At 70.3% G+C, this 17,048-nt stretch carries 12 protein-coding genes; 6 read left to right on the top strand and 6 right to left on the bottom strand.

Annotated features, from left to right (window positions below; all coding sequences use genetic code 11):
* Positions 1–92: 92 nt before the first annotated feature.
* Positions 93–2,681: an alpha-glucan family phosphorylase gene (gene glgP, locus AC1DE0_RS03400; RefSeq protein ID WP_478097112.1), complete on the bottom strand. Its 2,589-nt coding sequence runs from the start codon at positions 2,679–2,681 to the stop codon at positions 93–95.
* A 200-nt stretch (positions 2,682–2,881) separates the two neighbouring features.
* Between glgP and AC1DE0_RS03395 the strand changes: the two genes are divergently transcribed.
* From AC1DE0_RS03395 to AC1DE0_RS03370, 6 genes are read left to right on the top strand one after another with little or no spacing between them, the layout of a single operon-like run.
* Positions 2,882–5,113 carry an alpha-1,4-glucan--maltose-1-phosphate maltosyltransferase gene (locus AC1DE0_RS03395; protein WP_478097110.1) on the top strand — a complete coding sequence of 744 codons (2,232 nt, stop codon included), beginning with the start codon at positions 2,882–2,884 and terminating at the stop codon, positions 5,111–5,113.
* Between the two features lie 4 nt (positions 5,114–5,117).
* The gene (gene treS / locus AC1DE0_RS03390; RefSeq protein ID WP_478097108.1) at positions 5,118–6,824 is read left to right on the top strand and encodes a maltose alpha-D-glucosyltransferase; all 1,707 of its coding nucleotides are present in this window, start codon (positions 5,118–5,120) and stop codon (positions 6,822–6,824) included.
* Positions 6,824–8,251 (top strand): maltokinase N-terminal cap-like domain-containing protein, encoded by a 1,428-nt coding sequence (locus tag AC1DE0_RS03385; RefSeq protein WP_478097106.1) that lies wholly within the window; start codon positions 6,824–6,826, stop codon positions 8,249–8,251. The genes treS and AC1DE0_RS03385 overlap by 1 nt, the downstream gene beginning before the upstream one ends.
* Positions 8,248–10,554, top strand: coding sequence for a 1,4-alpha-glucan branching protein GlgB (gene glgB / locus AC1DE0_RS03380; protein WP_478097104.1), 2,307 nt, complete (start codon positions 8,248–8,250; stop codon positions 10,552–10,554). The genes AC1DE0_RS03385 and glgB overlap by 4 nt, the downstream gene beginning before the upstream one ends.
* Complete coding sequence (gene pgm / locus AC1DE0_RS03375) at positions 10,551–12,197, top strand: phosphoglucomutase (alpha-D-glucose-1,6-bisphosphate-dependent) (protein WP_478097102.1); 1,647 nt, start codon at positions 10,551–10,553, stop codon at positions 12,195–12,197. The genes glgB and pgm overlap by 4 nt, the downstream gene beginning before the upstream one ends.
* On the top strand, positions 12,194–12,748 hold the full coding sequence (locus tag AC1DE0_RS03370; RefSeq protein ID WP_478097100.1) for a hypothetical protein: 555 nt from the start codon (positions 12,194–12,196) through the stop codon (positions 12,746–12,748). Before pgm ends, AC1DE0_RS03370 begins: the two co-directional genes overlap by 4 nt.
* A 139-nt stretch (positions 12,749–12,887) precedes the next feature.
* Here AC1DE0_RS03370 and AC1DE0_RS03365 read toward each other — a convergent pair whose 3' ends face one another.
* The 5 genes from AC1DE0_RS03365 to AC1DE0_RS03345 all read right to left on the bottom strand — a co-directional run bounded on the left by AC1DE0_RS03365 (position 12,888) and on the right by AC1DE0_RS03345 (position 16,991).
* Complete coding sequence (locus AC1DE0_RS03365; protein ID WP_478097098.1) at positions 12,888–13,841, bottom strand: co-chaperone YbbN; 954 nt, start codon at positions 13,839–13,841, stop codon at positions 12,888–12,890.
* 14 nt (positions 13,842–13,855) lie between these two features.
* The gene (locus AC1DE0_RS03360) at positions 13,856–14,839 is read right to left on the bottom strand and encodes a hypothetical protein (RefSeq protein WP_478097096.1); all 984 of its coding nucleotides are present in this window, start codon (positions 14,837–14,839) and stop codon (positions 13,856–13,858) included.
* A gap of 221 nt (positions 14,840–15,060) precedes the next feature.
* On the bottom strand, positions 15,061–15,600 hold the full coding sequence (locus tag AC1DE0_RS03355; RefSeq protein ID WP_478097094.1) for an N-acetyltransferase family protein: 540 nt from the start codon (positions 15,598–15,600) through the stop codon (positions 15,061–15,063).
* Positions 15,593–15,907 (bottom strand): thiamine-binding protein, encoded by a 315-nt coding sequence (locus tag AC1DE0_RS03350; protein ID WP_478097092.1) that lies wholly within the window; start codon positions 15,905–15,907, stop codon positions 15,593–15,595. The genes AC1DE0_RS03355 and AC1DE0_RS03350 overlap by 8 nt, the downstream gene beginning before the upstream one ends.
* Positions 15,908–15,983: 76 nt before the next feature.
* A complete protein-coding gene (locus tag AC1DE0_RS03345; protein ID WP_478097090.1) occupies positions 15,984–16,991 on the bottom strand; it encodes an N-acetyltransferase family protein in 1,008 nt (335 codons plus the stop codon).
* Positions 16,992–17,048: the final 57 nt, after the last annotated feature.

Here is a 17,048-nt window from a genome sequence, read left to right as displayed (position 1 = left end):
TCTGCCGTCCGGCGCACCCGACGGCATACGCGAGGAGCCCGGACCCACACGGGGTCCGGGCTCCTCGGCGCTTCCGGAAGCGGGTGGCGCCGTCAGGCGTTGCGCGCGAGGCCCAGCTCGGCGGCGCTGGCGAGCGCCGGGTGCTTCGGCACGACGCGGACGCTGTAGCCGAACGACCCCGTGCGGCGCAGCGGCTGCGAACCGGCGAACTGGTGGCGTCCGTCGTCGTAGGACTCGACCAGCTGGAGCGGCGCGACCTCCACGCCCCAGAGCTCGTCGACGTCGTTGACGTGGCCGTGGACCAGCTGCACGTCGACGTCGTCGGGCGTCAGGCCGTCGAGCGCGACGTAGGCGCGCAGGTCGAGGACGTCGCCGATCTGCGGGGAGTCCGACAGGCCTGAGGGCTCGACGTGCTCGACCTTGACCTTCGGCCACGACGCGCGGATCTTCGCCTTGAAGGCGGCGAGGTCCTTCGCACCGGCGAACTCCGATGCCACGACTGAACGGCCCGAGACTGCGGCCGGGCTGTAGAGCTGCCCGGTGTAGTCCTGCACCATGCGGCTCGCGAGCACCTTCGGCCCGAGGGTCTTGAGGGTGTGGGTCATCATCGCGATCCACCCCTGCGGAAGCCCGGCGGCATCGCGGTCGTAGAACTTCGCCGCGACGTCGTTCTCGATGAGGTCGTAGAGCGCAGCGGCCTCGATGTCGTCTCGACGCTCGGCGTCCTCGACACCGTCGGCGGTCGGGATGGCCCAGCCGTTGCGGCCGTCGAACCACTCGTCCCACCAGCCGTCGAGGATGGAGAGGTTGAGGCCGCCGTTGAGGGCTGCCTTCATGCCCGAGGTGCCGCACGCCTCGAACGGGCGGAGCGGGTTGTTGAGCCAGACGTCGCAGCCCGGGTAGAGGTGCTGGGCCATCGCGATGTCGTAGTTCGGCAGGAAGACGATGCGGTGGCGGACCTCCGGGTCGTCGGCGAAGCGGACCATCTCCTGGATGAGGCGCTTGCCGGTCTCGTCGGCCGGGTGCGACTTGCCAGCGATGACGAGCTGGACCGGGCGCTCCGGGTGGAGGAGCAGCGCCTTGAGGCGGGCCGGGTCGCGCAGCATGAGCGTGAGGCGCTTGTAGGTCGGCACGCGGCGGGCGAAGCCGATCGTCAGCACGTCGGGGTCGAGCACGTCGTCGACCCAGCCGAGCTCGGCGTCGGTCGCCCCGCGCTTCTGCCACGACGAGCGCACGCGGCGGCGGGCGTCGGCGACGAGCTTCTCGCGCATCTCGCGCTTCGCCGACCAGACGGCGTCGGCGGGCACCTCGTCGATGCGGTCCCAGGCGTCGGTGCCGGCGATGTCGGCGGTGCCGAGGTGCTTGCGGGCGACGTCGTAGACGACGCGGTCGACCCACGTCGGGGCGTGGACTCCGTTGGTGATGCTGGAGATCGGCACCTCGACGTCGTCGAAGCCCGGCCACAGGCCGTCGAACATGCCACGGCTGACGACCCCGTGCAGCTGGGAGACCCCGTTGGCGCGCTGCGCGAGCCGCAGGCCCATGACGGCCATGTTGAAGATGCCGGGCTGGCCGCCCTCGTAGTCCTCGGCGCCGAGGGTGAGCAGGCGCTCCACCGGCACGCCCTCGATGGCGTTGGGGCCGCCGAAGAAGAGGTTGATCTTGGCCGCGTCGAAGCGGTCGATCCCGGCGGGAACCGGCGTGTGCGTCGTGAACACGGTCGCCGCGCGCACGGTCTCGAGGGCCTCGTCGAAGGTGAGGCCGTGGTCGCGCACCAGCTCGGTGATGCGCTCGACGCCGAGGAAGCCGGCGTGGCCCTCGTTGGTGTGGTAGACCTCCGGCGTCGGCGCGCCGGAGAGGCGCGACCAGAGGCGCAGGGCGCGCACTCCGCCGATGCCGAGCAGCAGCTCCTGCTCGAGGCGCGTGTCACCGCCGCCGCCGTAGAGCGACTCGGTGACCTTGCGGGTCTGCTCGTCGTTGCCCGGCACGTCGGAGTCGAGCAGCAGCAACGGAACTCGTCCGACCTGCGCCTTCCAGACGTGAGCGTTGAGCACCCGGCCCGCCGGCAGGTCGATGGTGACGACCGCGGGCGTGCCGTCGTCCTCGCGGAGCAGTGCCAGCGGCAGGCCGTCGGGGTCGAGGACGGGGTAGGTCTCGACCTGCCAGCCATCGCGGTTGAGCGACTGCTTGAAGTAGCCGGTCTTGTAGAAGAGGCCGACTCCGACGATTGGCACACCGAGGTCGGAGGCCGACTTCAGGTGGTCACCGGCGAGGATGCCCAGGCCCCCGGAGTACTGCGGCAGCACTGCGGTGATGCCGAACTCGGGGCTGAAGTAGGCGATCGCGGCTGGGGCGGCCTTGCCGGTGCCCTCCTGCTCTCGGCTCCACGACTGGTACCAGCGCTCGTCGGTGAGGTAGTGGTGGAGGTCGTCGTTGGCCGCCACCACGCCGTTGACGAACTCGTCGTCGGCGGCCAGCGCAGCCAGCTCGTCGGCCGAGAGGCGCGACAGGAGCTTGACGGGGTCCTCACCCGCCTCGGCCCACTTGCGCGGACTGATGCTCTCGAACAGGTCACGGGTCGGCGGGTGCCAGGACCAGCGGAGGTTGCTCGCGAGGACGCCGAGACCCTCGATGCGGCTCGGCAGGACAGTACGGACGCTGAAGCGACGGATGGCCTTCACAAGGGGACAGCATAGGGGGCGCCGTGACGGGTTCTTGCAACACTTGCAGCCGCGTTTCACCCAACGGACGGACCCGCGGTGCGTCATGGGCCTAGCGCTCCAACTTCGATACGGTCGATCACGTGACTGGCTCAGCGAAGAAGTCCCGTTCCAGCAAGCCAACCCCCGGGCGCCCCGCCGCCCGCCCAGCAACACCAGCGATGTCGACCCCACCGCCCGAACCCGCAGCACCGGCCGCCCCGGCCACGCCTGTCGAGGCGTCTGCCCCGGCCACCCCTGTGGAGGCGTCCGCGCCGGTCACGCGCGTCGACGCGAACCCGAGCGCCGACGACGCCTTCGTCGACGACACAGAGGCCGGCGCGGTCCACCTCGCCCCCGAGCACCCGGTGAGCGTCCCGCCGACCGTCGAGGGCATGCCCGGTGGGGCGCTCCCGATCGGCCGCATCCCCGTCAGCGACGTGCGTCCCCTCGTCGACGGTGGCACCCGCCCGGCCAAGTCGGTCGTGGGCGAGGAGTTCACGGTGCGCGCCAAGGTGTTCCGTGAGGGTCACGACGCCGTCAACGCGACCGCCGTGCTGACCGACCCCGACGGTGGTGAGCACTACTTCGCGATGCACAGCGACAACCCCGGGCTCTCCGAGTGGTCCACGACGGTCGTCGCCGACCGCGAGGGCTGGTGGACCTACCGCGTCGAGGGCTGGTCCGACCCGTATGCGACGTGGGTCCACGACGCCGGCATCAAGATCGCCGCAGGCGTCGACGAGGACCTCATGTGCGCCGAGGGCGTACGCGTGCTCGAGCGTTTCGCTGCTGCCGTCCGTGGCCTCGGCCTCGACGCCTCCGAGATCGACAAGGGCATCGTCGCGCTCGGCGACAACCGGTCGCCCGCAGCCCACCGGTTCGGGGCCGCGACCTCCCCCGAGATCACCGGCCTGCACTCGCTCGTGCCGCTGCGAGAGTTCCTGTCGCCCTCGCCCGCCTACTCGCTGCTCGTCGAGCGCGAGCTCGCCCTCTATGGCGCGTGGTACGAGATCTTCCCGCGGTCGGAGGGCGCGCACCGCGACGACAAGACGGGCGAGTGGGTCTCCGGCACCTTCCGCTCCGCGGCCAAGCGCCTGCCGGCGATCGCCGACATGGGCTTCGACGTGGTCTACCTGACCCCGATCCACCCGATCGGCACGACGGCTCGCAAGGGGCGCAACAACAGCCTGACGGCGCAGCCCGGAGATCCCGGATCCCCCTACGCCATCGGCTCGCCCGACGGCGGGCACGATGCCATCCACCCCGACCTCGGCACCTTCGACGACTTCGACGCGTTCGTCGGCGAGGCGCGACGGCTCGGCATGGAGGTCGCGCTCGACATCGCGCTGCAGGCCTCCCCCGACCACCCGTGGGTGCAGACCCACCCCCACCTGTTCACGACGCGGGCCGACGGCACCATCGCGTACGCCGAGAACCCGCCCAAGAAGTACCAGGACATCTACCCGCTCAACTTCGACAACGACCCGGCAGACTCCTACGCCGAGGTGCGCCGCGTCATCCAGGTCTGGATCGACCACGGCGTGCGCGTCTTCCGCGTCGACAACCCGCACACCAAGCCGGTCGCCTTCTGGCAGTGGCTGATCGCCGACGTCGCGAAGGACCACCCCGACACGATCTGGCTCTCCGAGGCGTTCACCAAGCCGGCGATGATGCACCAGCTCGCCAAGGCCGGCTTCCAGCAGAGCTACACCTACTACGCGTGGCGCAACGCGAAGTGGGAGCTCGAGGAGTACGGCCGCGAGCTCGCCGGCGAGGCGAGCGGGTCGGCATACATGCGCCCGTCGTTCTGGCCGACGACGCACGACATCCTCACGCCCTACATGCAGTACGGCGGACCCACCGCCTGGAAGCTGCGGGCGGCCGTCGCGGCAACGATGTCTCCGACCTACGGCATCTACGCCGGCTACGAGCTGATGGAGCACGTCGCCCGGCCCGGCGCCGAGGAGCAGATCGACAACGAGAAGTACGAGTTCAAGGACCGCCAGTGGTACCTCTACGAGCCCGGCGGCCCGCTCGAGAGCCGCTCGCTGGCGTGGTATCTCAAGCGGCTCAATGACATTCGCGGGTGGCACCCCGCCCTGCGGTGGCTGCGCAACCTGCGCTTCCACGCCGCCGACGACGAGAACGTCCTCGTGTTCAGCAAGTCGCGCATCGTCGACCGCGCCACCGGCGAGCGCGACACCGTGCTCGTCGTCGCCAACCTCGACCCGCACGCGACCCGTGAGACGTGGGTGCACCTCGACATGGAGGCGCTGGGTATGGCGACATGGTCGAGCTTCGACGCGCACGACCACATCACCAACGAGACCTGGGAGTGGCGTCAGGACAACTTCGTCCGCCTGGGGCCCGACTCAGAGCCCGTCCACATCATCCACGTGAGGAGCCACTGACCGCATGCAGGGACTCAACCTCTCCCAGCCGGGGCTGAAGCACGACCCTCAGTGGTTCAAGAAGGCTGTCTTCTACGAGGTGCTCGTGCGCGCCTTCGCCGACAGCAAGGGCGTGGGCGCCGGCGACTTCACCGGCCTGATCCAGCGGCTCGACTACCTGCAGTGGCTGGGAGTCGACTGCCTCTGGCTGCCGCCGTTCTACGCGTCCCCACTCCGTGACGGCGGCTACGACATCTCCGACTACAAGGCGGTCCTGCCCGAGTTCGGCACCCTGCCCGAGTTCACCGAGCTGGTCTCGCAGGCGCACGCTCGCGGCATCCGCATCGTCACCGACCTCGTCATGAACCACACGAGCGACCAGCACCCGTGGTTCCAGGCGAGCCGCGCCGAGCCCGACGGCCCCTACGGCGACTTCTACGTCTGGTCCGACAGCGACGACGGCTACGACGACGCGCGCATCATCTTCGTCGACACCGAGGTGTCCAACTGGACGTTCGACCCGGTGCGCCGCCAATTCTTCTGGCACCGCTTCTTCAGCCACCAGCCCGACCTCAACTTCGAGAACGAGGCCGTGCAGGAGGCGATGTTCGACATCGTGCGCTTCTGGATGGACCTCGGCATCGACGGCTTCCGCCTCGACGCGGTGCCCTACCTCTTCGAGGAGGAGGGCACCAACTGCGAGAACCTTCCTCGCACGCACGAGTTCCTGGCCCAGCTGCGCTCGATGGTCGACAAGGAGTATCCCGGGCGCATCCTGCTCGCCGAGGCCAACCAGCCCCCGGCCGAGGTCGTCGACTACTTCGGCAACGACGAGGCACCCGAGTGCCAGATGTGCTTCCACTTCCCCGTCATGCCCCGGCTCTACTACTCGCTGCGCGAGGAGAAGGCCCAGCCGATCATCGACGTCCTCGCTGAGACCCCGGCCATCCCCAACGGCACGCAGTGGGGAACGTTCCTGCGCAACCACGACGAGCTCACGCTCGAGATGGTGACGCCCGAGGAGCGTGCCGCCATGTACGGCTGGTATGCCCCCGACCCACGTATGCGTGCCAACGTCGGCATCCGTCGGCGCCTCGCTCCACTGCTCGACAACAGCCGTCCCGAGATCGAGCTGATCCACGCGCTGGTGCTCTCGCTCCCCGGCTCGCCCTGCCTCTACTACGGTGACGAGATCGGGATGGGCGACAACATCTGGCTCACCGACCGCGACGCCGTGCGCACCCCGATGCAGTGGACGCCCGACCGCAACGCGGGCTTCTCGAGCGTCGACCCAGGCAAGCTCTACCTGCCGGTCATCAGCAGCCTCGTCTACCACTACAACAACGTGAACGTCGAGGCCCAGATGGCGTCGTCGGCGTCCCTGCTGCACTGGGTGCGCGGCATGCTCCAGGTGCGCGGTCGCCACCCGGTCTTCGGGCTCGGCGCGTTCGAGGTGGTCGAGGCCGACAACGACGCGATCCTCGCCTTCACCCGGGTGCTCAGCGGCGACGCCGACCACCCCGACGAGGCGGTGCTCTGCGTCAACAACCTCTCGAGCCGTCCCCAGGCGGCGACCATCCAGCTGCCCGACCACCTCTCGGGCCGCCAGCTCATCGACCTCTTCGGCGGCCAGGGCTTCCCCTGGGTGGCCAACGACGGCCGCGTCACGCTGACCCTGGGCTCGCGAGACTTCTTCTGGCTCCAGCTGCGCGGCGGAGAGGACAACGGCTGATGGCTATCGTGCACAAGGGCGCGACGATCGTGCCGAACAAGACCGAGATGGTCACCGGCTGGATGCCCCAGCAGCGGTGGTACCACGGCAAGGGCCACGTGCCTGAGCTGCGCCGGGTCGGCGGCTTCCGACTCGAAGACCCCGACGGCGAAGTCGGTTGCGAGACGTTGCTGCTCGCCGACGAGGCCGTGACACCGGCCGTCGTCTACCAGGTGCCACTCACCTACCGCGGCGCCCCCCTGGAGGGGGCGGAGCACGCCCTGATCGGCACCATGGAGCACAGCGTCCTCGGCACGCGGTGGGTCTACGACGCACCGCACGACCCCGTCTACGTCTCGCAGCTCATGGCGGTGATCCTCGGGTCGGGCCTGTCCGACGACGCCCAGGCCTCGGCCGGCAGCAACGAACGCGCCAGCGGCTTCAGCACGGGGCACGCCACGGGGTCGGTGGCCTCGTCGTCGGTCCTCAGCGGCGAGCAGTCCAACACGTCGATCATCTGTCGCATGACGGCCCCCGACGGTGGGCCGGCCGAGCCGCTCATCGTCAAGGTGTTCCGCACCGTGCAGGACGGCGAGAACCCCGACGTCGTCGTGCAGTCGGCCCTGACTCGCGAGGGCTCCGACCGCGTACCCATGGCGGTCGGGCACCTGTCAGGCGTCTGGGACTCCCCTGTCGACGGCGCACCGCAGCACGGGCACCTCGCCTTCGCGCAGGAGTTCATCCCCGGCGTCGAGGACGCCTGGCGGGTGGCACTCGTCGCCGCGGCCTCGGGCACGGACTTCACGGCCCGCGCCCGCGACCTGGGGGTCGTCACGGCACAGATCCACACGGCCCTCGCGCACGCGCTGGGCACCTCCGAGGTCACGCCCGAGTCGCGCGACGCCCTCGTCGCGTCGATGCGGCAGCGGTATGCCGCCGCTGCCGTCCTGGTGCCCGAGCTGTCCTCCCACTCGGACGCCGTCGAACGCATCGCGCAGTCGGTGCGCGACGTCCACTGGCCCCCGCTCCAGCGCATCCACGGCGACTACCACCTCGGCCAGGTCCTCGACGTCCCCGAACGAGGGTGGGTCGCGCTCGACTTCGAGGGCGAGCCCCTGCGCCCGCTCGCCGAACGCACTCAGCCCGACCTCACGGCTCGCGACGTGGCCGGCATGCTGCGCTCGTTCGACTACGCAGCCGGCTCTGTGGCCCTGGCCCAGTCACCGGTCGACGCCACAGCCTGGGCGGCAGCCTGCCGCGAGGCATTCCTCGACGGATACGCCTCTGTCGCAGGCTCCCCCGATGCCGAGGCCGTCGCGCTCACTCGCGCGCTCGAACTCGACAAGGCGCTGTACGAGGTCGTCTACGAAGCCCGCAACCGCCCGTCGTGGCTGCCGATTCCGCTCGGCGCCGTCGAGCGGCTCATCACCCCGGAAGGCACGCCATGAGCAGCGACACCACCCACGGACCCTCGCTCGACGACGCCGCCATCACGGCATTCCTGCACGGCCGCAACGGCCAGCCGCACGACCTCCTGGGCCACCACGTCGGCCCGGGCGGACTGACCATCACGGCCTACCGTCCCTACGCGAGCCGGGTCGCGGCGCGACTCGACTCGGGCGACCGCGTCGAGCTGCAGCACGTGCGCGACGGCATCTGGTCGATGACCTCGCCCGACTTCGGCTCGACGCACGACTACCGCCTGCTCGTCGAGTACGGCGACGGGGTCGAGCACGAGCAGGACGACCCCTACCGTTTCGCGCCGACGCTGGGCGAGATCGACCGACACCTCATCAACGAGGGCCGGCACGAGCAGCTGTGGACCGTCCTCGGTGCCCATGTGCGCCACTACCCCGGGCCGCTCGGCGACGTCTGGGGAGTCTCGTTCGCGGTCTGGGCGCCGCGGGCCAAGGCGGTCCACGTCATCGGCGACTTCAACGACTGGGACCGCCGCACCCACCCGATGCGCGCCCTCGGCGAGAGCGGCATCTGGGAGCTGTTCCTCCCCGGCGCCAGCGAGGGCATGAACTACCAGTTCGCCGTGCGCGGACCCGACGAGCTGGTGCGGCTCAAGAGCGACCCGATGGCGCGCATGACCGAGGTCGCCCCCAAGCAGGCCGCCATCGTCACCGAGAGCCACTACCACTGGGGCGACGGCGAGTGGATGGAGCGGCGCCGCACGTCCAACGCGCACCAGGGGCCGATGAGCATCTACGAGGTGCACCTCGGCTCGTGGCGCCAGGAGGAGGGCTACCGAGGCCTCGCCGAGCACCTCGTCAACTATGTGCGCGACCTTGGGTTCACCCACGTCGAGTTCCTCCCCGTCATGGAGCACCCGTACGTTCCGTCGTGGGGCTACCACGTCACCGGCTATTACGCGCCGAGCTCGCGCTGGGGGCACCCCGACGACTTCCGCTATCTCGTCGACGAGCTGCACAAGGCCGGCATCGGCGTGCTGCTCGACTGGGTGCCGGGGCACTTCGCCACCGACGAGTGGGCGCTCGCGCGCTTCGACGGCCTGCCGCTCTACGAGCACCCCGACCCCCGCAAGGGCTGGCACCCCGAGTGGGGCTCCAACATCTTCGACTACGGCCGACCCGAGGTGCGCAACTTCCTCGTCGCCAATGCCATCTACTGGCTGGAGGAGTTCCACCTCGACGGCCTCCGGGTCGACGGCGTCGCCTCGATGCTCTACCTCGACTACGCCCGCGACGCCGGGGCGTGGGTGCCCAACAAGAACGGCGGCCGCGAGAACCTCGAGGCGGTCGAGCTGCTCAAGGAGACCAACGCCACCGCCTACAAGCGCGTCGGCGGCATCGTCACCATCGCCGAGGAGTCGACGACGTGGCCCGGGGTCACCAAGCCGACCAACATGGGCGGTCTTGGCTTCGGCTTCAAGTGGAACATGGGCTGGATGAACGACTCGCTGAAGTACCTCGGCGAGGAGCCCATCTACCGCAAGTTCCACCACGGCAAGCTGACCTTCTCGCTCATGTACGCCTTCGACGAGAACTTCGTGCTGCCGATCAGCCACGACGAGGTCGTCCACGGCAAGGGCTCCCTGCTGCGCAAGTCGCGTGGCTCGCGTGAGGAGCAGGTCGCGACGTTGCGCGCGTTCCTCGCCTACCTCTGGTGCCACCCCGGCAAGCAGCTCCTCTTCATGGGCTGCGAGTTCGGCCAGGAGTCCGAGTGGTCCGAGGGCCGCAGCCTCGACTGGTGGCTGCTCGAGCAGCCGCTGCACTACCGCGTGCACAACCTCGTCAAGGACCTCAACGGCATCTACCGGGGCAACCGCGCCCTGTGGGAGCTCGACGCCGACCCCTCCGGGTTCGAGTGGCTCGAGGCCGACGACGCCGATCACAACACCTTCTCGTGGCTGCGCTTCGGCCGCGGCGACCGCGCGGCCGACGCGCCCGCCGTCGCGTGCGTCATGAACTTCAGCGGTGAGACGCAGCAGAGCTACCGCATCGGCCTGCCTCGCGGCGGCCGCTGGACCGTCGTGCTCGACACGGCCGGCTACCACCCCGATGCTCCCAGCAGTGCCGGCATCGTCGTGGAGGCCCGCGAGGAGGAATGGCACCACCAGCCGTATGCCGCTGACGTGACTGTCCCGCGGCTGTCGACCGTGTGGCTCGTGCCTGTCGACGAGCCCGGCCCGGCGTCGACGGCCACCGTGCACGCAGTGGCCACGAGCAGCACCACCGAGGCGAACCCCCACGAGCACGTGACGACGAACGGAGACCCCTCATGACCCACCCACGCGCCGGCCAACCGGCACAGGCCGAGGACCTCGTCGACGTCGACGCCCTCATCGGCGCGTACTACGAGCTGCACCCGGACGTCGACGACCCCGACCAGCAGGTCGCGTTCGGCACGTCGGGGCACCGCGGGTCGAGCCTGCGCACCGCCTTCAACGAGGACCACATCCTCGCGACGACGCAGGCGATCGTCGACTACCGGGTGTCGCAGGGTTTCGACGGACCGCTGTTCATCGGACGCGACACGCACGGCCTGTCCGAACCGGCCTGGCGCTCAGCGCTCGAGGTTCTCGTCGCCAACGGCGTGCAAGTGCTCGTCGACGACCGTGACGGCTACACCCCGACGCCGGCCGTCTCGCACGCGATCCTCCGCGCCAACCACGGAAAGACCTCTGGCGCAAGCGGTCTCGCCGATGGCATCGTCGTCACTCCCTCACACAACCCGCCGGCAGACGGCGGCTTCAAGTACAACCCGCCACACGGTGGACCCGCCGACACCGATGCCACGTCCGTCATCGCGGCCCGCGCCAACGACCTGGTGCGCGGCGGCCTCAAGGACGTCAAGCGGGTCGCGTTCGACAAGGCACGGGGCGACGCCGGCGCATACGACTTCATGGGCACCTACGTCGACGACCTGCCCAACGTCGTCGACCTCGCCCGCATCCGCGAGGCGGGCGTGCGCATCGGCGCCGACCCGCTCGGCGGCGCCTCGGTCGCCTACTGGGGCGAGATCGGGGAGCGGCACGGCCTCGACCTCACCGTCGTCAACCCGCGGGTCGACCCCCAGTGGGCGTTCATGACGCTCGACTGGGACGGCAAGATCCGGATGGACTGCTCCTCCCCCTCGGCGATGGCCTCGCTCATCGGCAACAAGGACGCCTACGACCTCTCCACCGGCAACGACGCCGACGCCGACCGACATGGCATCGTCACGCCGGACGCCGGCCTGATGAACCCCAACCACTACCTCGCCGTGGCGATCCAGTATCTCTACGGCGGAGCCCGGCCCGGCTGGGGCGCCGACACTGCCATCGGCAAGACGCTCGTGTCGAGCTCGATGATCGACCGTGTCGCCTCCGATCTCGGGCGCACCCTGCTCGAGGTGCCGGTGGGCTTCAAGTGGTTCGTGCCCGGACTGCTCGATGGCTCCGTCGGCTTCGGTGGCGAGGAGTCGGCGGGTGCCAGCTTCCTGCGCTTCGACGGCACGGTCTGGTCGACCGACAAGGACGGCATCCTGCTTGCGCTGCTCGCCTCGGAGATCTTGGCTGCCACCGGCAAGACCCCCAGCCAGCACTATGCCGAGCTGACCGCCCGTCACGGCGACCCGGCATACGCCCGCATCGACGCAGCCGCGTCGCGTGAGGAGAAGGCCAAGCTCGGCGCTCTCTCCCCTGACGACGTGAGCGCGGAGTCGCTTGCCGGAGAGTCGATCACGGGCAAGCTCACTGCCGCGCCGGGCAACGGCGCGAAGATCGGCGGCCTCAAGGTCACCACCGAGAGCGCCTGGTTCGCCGCGCGCCCCTCGGGCACCGAGGACGTCTACAAGATCTACGCCGAGTCGTTCCAGGGCGCCGACCACCTCGCCCGGGTGCAGGCCGAGGCGAAGGACGTCGTGTCGGCCGCTCTCGGCGGATGACCACGCCCGAGCCGGAGCAGCCGGGCACGGGCGGCCTTACCGGGGGGTCAGGCGCGCCCGACGCTCGCGGACGGCTCGTCCTCCTCACCGGGGCCGATGCCTCGGGCCTGGGACAGCTGGCCCGGAGCATCGGCGAGCGGCTCGGGCCCTCGGTCGTCGTCGACGGCCAGGTGCTCGATGGCATGCTCGTGGGCCCAGCAGGCCACGAGCATGCCGTCGCGGAGGTCACTGGAGTGGGGCTGGTGCGCCGCCAGCTCTTGCGCTGGTCGGCCGGGCTCGCCCTCGCCGAGACCTACCTCATCGAGGGGTACGACGTCGTCGTCGCCGACCGCGTCGAGGGCGACCGCCTCGAGGACTACCTCGATCTGGCCGCCCCCGAACCCGTGCACCTCGTCGTCGTCGGAACCGGCATCGACCCCTCGACGCCGGGATGGGGCCTGTGGGTGACGACTCCGCCCGAGACCGGCGACCCGGAGTCCCTGGCCGGCACCGCGAGCGAGGTCGTCGAGCGCCTCGCCGAGTCGGTCGTGCCTACGTCCCCCACCGCCTGACGATCGAGGGAACACTCCATCACTCGGGCCAATCGAAAGAACACTCCGTCACCACAGCACCATGAAAGAACAGTCCGGCCCACCGGGGGACGGACTGCACTTTCGATCGGAGTGGGCGGCGGCTGGCCCGCCGGGCGGCTCAGAACAGCGCGCTCATGAGCGACTTGCGGGCCTTGGCCACGCGCTCGTCAGCCGAGCCGACGACCTCGAACAGCTCGACCAGGTGCGCGCGGGCCTTGTTGCGGTCGGCGTCGGCCGTGACGCGCACGGTGTCGATGAGCCGCACGAAGGCGTCCTCGACGTGGCCTCCGAGCAGGTCGAGGTCGGCGACGAGGATCTGGGCGTCGACGTCGGTCGGGGCGGCGGCCGCGGCGGCCCGGGCCGCCTGCAGGTCGACGCCCTGGGTGCGCTGCATGAGGCCGACCTGCGCGAGCCCGAGCTTCGCGTCGGCGTCGGCGGGGCTCTCGAGGAGCGCCTCCCGGTAGGCGGCGGCCGCGGCGTCGAGGTCGCCCTCCTCGATGGCGTCGAAAGCCTGCTGGTGCAGGGGCGGCAGGGGCTGGTCCTGCTCGGCGGCGTCGTCGCCGCCGTCTGTCGGCTGCTCGCCGTCGACGGCCACCGTGCCGGTGACGCCGTGCTGCGCGGCGAGGGCGAGCACCTGGTCGATGACCGCCGTGACCTGGTCCTCGGGCTGCACGCCCTCGAAGAGCGGCACCGGCTGGCCCTGCACGAAGGCGAAGGAGACGGGAACGGCCTGCACCTGGAACGCCTGCAGGATGGTCGGGTTCGCGTCGACGTCGACCGTCACGAGCTGGAAGCGGCCGGCATAGCGCCGCGCGACAGCTCCGAACGTCGCGACGAAGTCGGCCGACTCCTGCAGCCGTGGCGACCACAGCACCATGACGACCGGGTGGGTCGTCGAGGCCGCGAGGACGTCGCGGATCGAGGCGTCAGTGCCCTCGACGACGAGGGAGGCAGCGTCCGCGGAGGTGGCGGCCGCGCCTGATGCGGGGCCACCCTGCGGGGCCGGACGCTTCAGCGAGGACAGGTCGACGGCACCGCGCAGTGCTGCTGCGGTGAATGGCTGGTGACTCATAGATCAATCCTGCCTCACCGACCCGAGCCGGCGACGAGCTGGTCCGAGGCCGCGACGACGCGAGCCTGTCCAGACGCGGGGATGACGATGGCGACGACCTCGTTCGAGGTGAGGTCGGCCTCGGTGGTGATCTGCTTGATGCCGGTCAGGAGGGTGAGGTCCTTGGCCGGGGTGAGCTTGAGCGGCGTGCGCATCGCGATGGCGTCGTGACGCACGAGGTGGCCGAAGACGATCGCGCCGTTGCCGTCCTTGAGGCGCAGGCCGCCGATGACGCCCTTGGGGTCGTGCTCCTGCGTGAAGGCACCCTGGTTCTTGAGGGCCTGCGACTGGGCGAGCGCCGACTGGCGCAGCTGCTCCGAGAGCGGATCTGCGGCCAGCACCTTGCTCGCGGTGGGCTTGGGGAACTTCACGGATGCGGCGAACGCGGCGAGCACGTCGTCGGGGGTGGCGACGAGGCCCTTGCCCTTCGCGACCGCGGGCGAGCCGTCGGTCGTCGGGTCGAGCGCGTCGAGCTTCGCGTCGGGCAGCATCGGCGTGACCGCGGCCGCCTTGAAGGCGCCGGACTGGTCGACGAGCAGCACGAGCACCGCCGCCCCGGTCTTCTTGAGCGTTGTCTGGGCCAGGATCTGCTTGGGGTTGTCGCCCTCACGCGAGATCGCGAGCACCTTCACGCCCGTCGTCGCCAGCTCTGCCTCGGCCTTTTCTGCCGCGGTGCGCCCCGGGAGCGTCTTCGCGTACGCGTTTGCGGACTCGAGCGCGACACCGGCGAAGGCCTTGGCGCGCGCGGCGGTCCCGGCGGCAGTGGCGTCGAGCGACGAGGACGCGGCGGCCGCCACGGCCGAGGACGCCGTCGTCGCGGCAGCATCAGGGGCGACCACGGGGGTGGCCGACGCACCGGTGCCGTCGGTGCCGTCGTCGGAGTTGCCGGTGCAGGCCGAGAGGAGCGCAGCGGAGGCGAGCACGGCGGCCAGGGCACGTCGCATCGCGGGGCGGGGCATGGGAGGGCCTTTCGATGGTGCAAGGGGATGTGGCCGAGTGGGCTCGACCGCGCCCCACGATACGGCGCAGGGTGCCTGCAGCCCCAATCCGCCGAAATGCGCGTCCGGGGGCAATCCAGGACATTGCGGGCGCGAGTCGTGCGGGAGGAGGGAAATTACTCGCCAGTTCGCCGCCTGCCGTTCGTCCGCAATGCCCGCTCTGCCCTCCCCACCCGTGGATCTCAAGACACCCGACCAGGCGTTGCAGCGGTGGCTCGTCGCACCATCCGCATCTCCGGGGTACCGGTGCCGGGGTGCTCGGCGCGCCCGCCCTCGTCGACGAACCCACGCCGTGCGTAGAAGCTGCGCGCGCGCGCGTTGGCCACGACCACCCAGAGGGTCGCGTCACGGTCACCGAGGAGCTCGTCGAGGAGGCGGTCGGCGACGCCGGTGCCCCGCGCACTCGCCGCGAGGTTCACGGCATACAGCTCCCACGCCGTGGGGGCGTCGTCGTCGCGGCTCGGGCCGCCGCTGCCGAAGCCGGCCAGGCGCCCTCGGCCGTCCACGACGACGAGCGTGCGAGACAGGGGGTCCGAGGGTCGCGCAGCAACGGCCCGCCAGTTGTCGGCGCACCGTTCGTCGCTGAGGCCGGCGAGGTAGGCGGCCGGCATGATCCCGGCGTCCGCGTCACGCCAGACGGCCATGTGCACGCGGCCGAGCTCGTCACAGTCGTCGAGCGTGAGCGCCCTCAGCTGCCAGTCGGATTCGGAAGTCTCACTCATCTCGCTGACGGTCGAGGGCATCCTCGAGCCGCTCGAGCTTGCCGTCGAGCTCGCCCGTGAAGCCCGGCCGGATGTCCGCCTTGAGCACGAGCCCGACACGCGGTGAGCTCTGCGCCAGCACGTCGCAGCACGACTTCACGACAGCCATGCACTCGTCCCACTCCCCTTCGATCGTCGTGAACATGGCGTCCGTGCGGTGCGGCAGACCGGAGTCGCGCACGACGCGGATGGCGCGGGCGACGGCCTCGCTCACAGAGCCGGTGTCATCGGCCGCGACGGTGGGGGCGACGGAAAAGGCGATCAGCATGGTCCCCACCGTATGCCGCCCGCTGCGTGCCCCCGCCGTCGCCCTGCGCCCCCGTCGCGCCTGGCGCCGCGTGCCGTCAGAACGCCTTCTTCATCGAGAGCGCCTCTTCGATGATCTCGAAGCCGAGGTCCTTGTTGATCTGCACCATCCACGGGTTCTGCTCGTCGTTCATGGTCTGGACCGACCGGCGTTCGGGAGCGACGCGGGCGAGCTGGTCGAGGTTCGCGACCTTGACCGCCATGCCGAGACGGTGACCGCGGAACTCGGGCAGCACGAGCGTGCCCCACTGGAAGACGATGTCGGGATCGCCGGCAGGCACCGAAAGGTCGGTGTAGGCGGCGACGACACCACTCTCCCGATGAAGGGCGACGGCCGTGATGATGGTGCGGCCCGTGTCCCGGAGGTGCTCGAGCATCGTCTCGTAGTCCTCGACCGTCTGGGACTCGGGCTCGAACTCCACGTCACCCGTGGGCGCGTCGAGGATGAGCCGGTTCGACGCGTCGCACACGCCCTGGCGCAGCTCTTCGGGGACGCCGCCGACGTGGACGCTCACCTCGAACCCGTCGCCCATCGCGTCAGCGGAGCGCTGCCGGTGCTCGTCGAGGATGTCGGCTGCGACCGGGAGCGGGAGGGAGCGGACGATCTCGACGCTCGAGACGGCATACCCACGCTGCAGTGCGAACTCGCGGTCGGCGTGCGACTCGCGGTCGCCGACGGGGACGAAGACCTCGCTCAGGAGCATGTCCCGGCCCGCGGCGCGGGCGCGCTCCTCCGTCCACTCGAGCAGGGCCGAGCCGACGCCGCGGCCGCGGTGCTCCGGGTCGACCTCCAGGTGGTTCCAGCACTTGTCGAGGTTGTCGCGCTCGGGGAAGAAGACCCGTGACCAGCCCACGGGAGAGCCATCGACGATCGCGACCGCTCCCTCCTCGCGCTCGCCCGGGAACGAGAAGCGCACCATCTTGAGGAACTCGTCCTCGGAGCGCTGGATCGGCTGCACGCGCGAAGCCGCCTCGCTGCGGGTGGCCACGCCGAAGAGCCCTTTGAGCATGACGTCGTCGTCACGGTCGAGCGGGATGATGTCCATCCCACGAAGGTGACACCGGTGCGCCCCTGTCGACAACAGGTTTACGTATGCCCGCCG

This window comes from Terrabacter sp. 05T424 (assembly GCF_056396225.1).
Note: the sequence above shows the minus strand (reverse complement) of the source record. Positions and strands in the feature narration are given on the sequence as shown.

Bases quoted from the DNA above. Each gene is read 5' to 3' on its own strand.
- AC1DE0_RS03395 (WP_478097110.1), top strand. From the start codon at position 2,882: ATGTCGACCCCACCGCCCGAACCCGCAGCACCGGCCGCCCCGGCCACG.
- AC1DE0_RS03345 (WP_478097090.1), bottom strand. From the start codon at position 16,991: ATGGACATCATCCCGCTCGACCGTGACGACGACGTCATGCTCAAAGGG.
- AC1DE0_RS03350 (WP_478097092.1), bottom strand. From the start codon at position 15,907: ATGCTGATCGCCTTTTCCGTCGCCCCCACCGTCGCGGCCGATGACACC.
- AC1DE0_RS03360 (WP_478097096.1), bottom strand. From the start codon at position 14,839: ATGCCCCGCCCCGCGATGCGACGTGCCCTGGCCGCCGTGCTCGCCTCC.
- glgB (WP_478097104.1), top strand. From the start codon at position 8,248: ATGAGCAGCGACACCACCCACGGACCCTCGCTCGACGACGCCGCCATC.
- AC1DE0_RS03355 (WP_478097094.1), bottom strand. From the start codon at position 15,600: ATGAGTGAGACTTCCGAATCCGACTGGCAGCTGAGGGCGCTCACGCTC.
- treS (WP_478097108.1), top strand. From the start codon at position 5,118: ATGCAGGGACTCAACCTCTCCCAGCCGGGGCTGAAGCACGACCCTCAG.
- AC1DE0_RS03365 (WP_478097098.1), bottom strand. From the start codon at position 13,841: ATGAGTCACCAGCCATTCACCGCAGCAGCACTGCGCGGTGCCGTCGAC.
- pgm (WP_478097102.1), top strand. From the start codon at position 10,551: ATGACCCACCCACGCGCCGGCCAACCGGCACAGGCCGAGGACCTCGTC.
- AC1DE0_RS03370 (WP_478097100.1), top strand. From the start codon at position 12,194: ATGACCACGCCCGAGCCGGAGCAGCCGGGCACGGGCGGCCTTACCGGG.
- AC1DE0_RS03385 (WP_478097106.1), top strand. From the start codon at position 6,824: ATGGCTATCGTGCACAAGGGCGCGACGATCGTGCCGAACAAGACCGAG.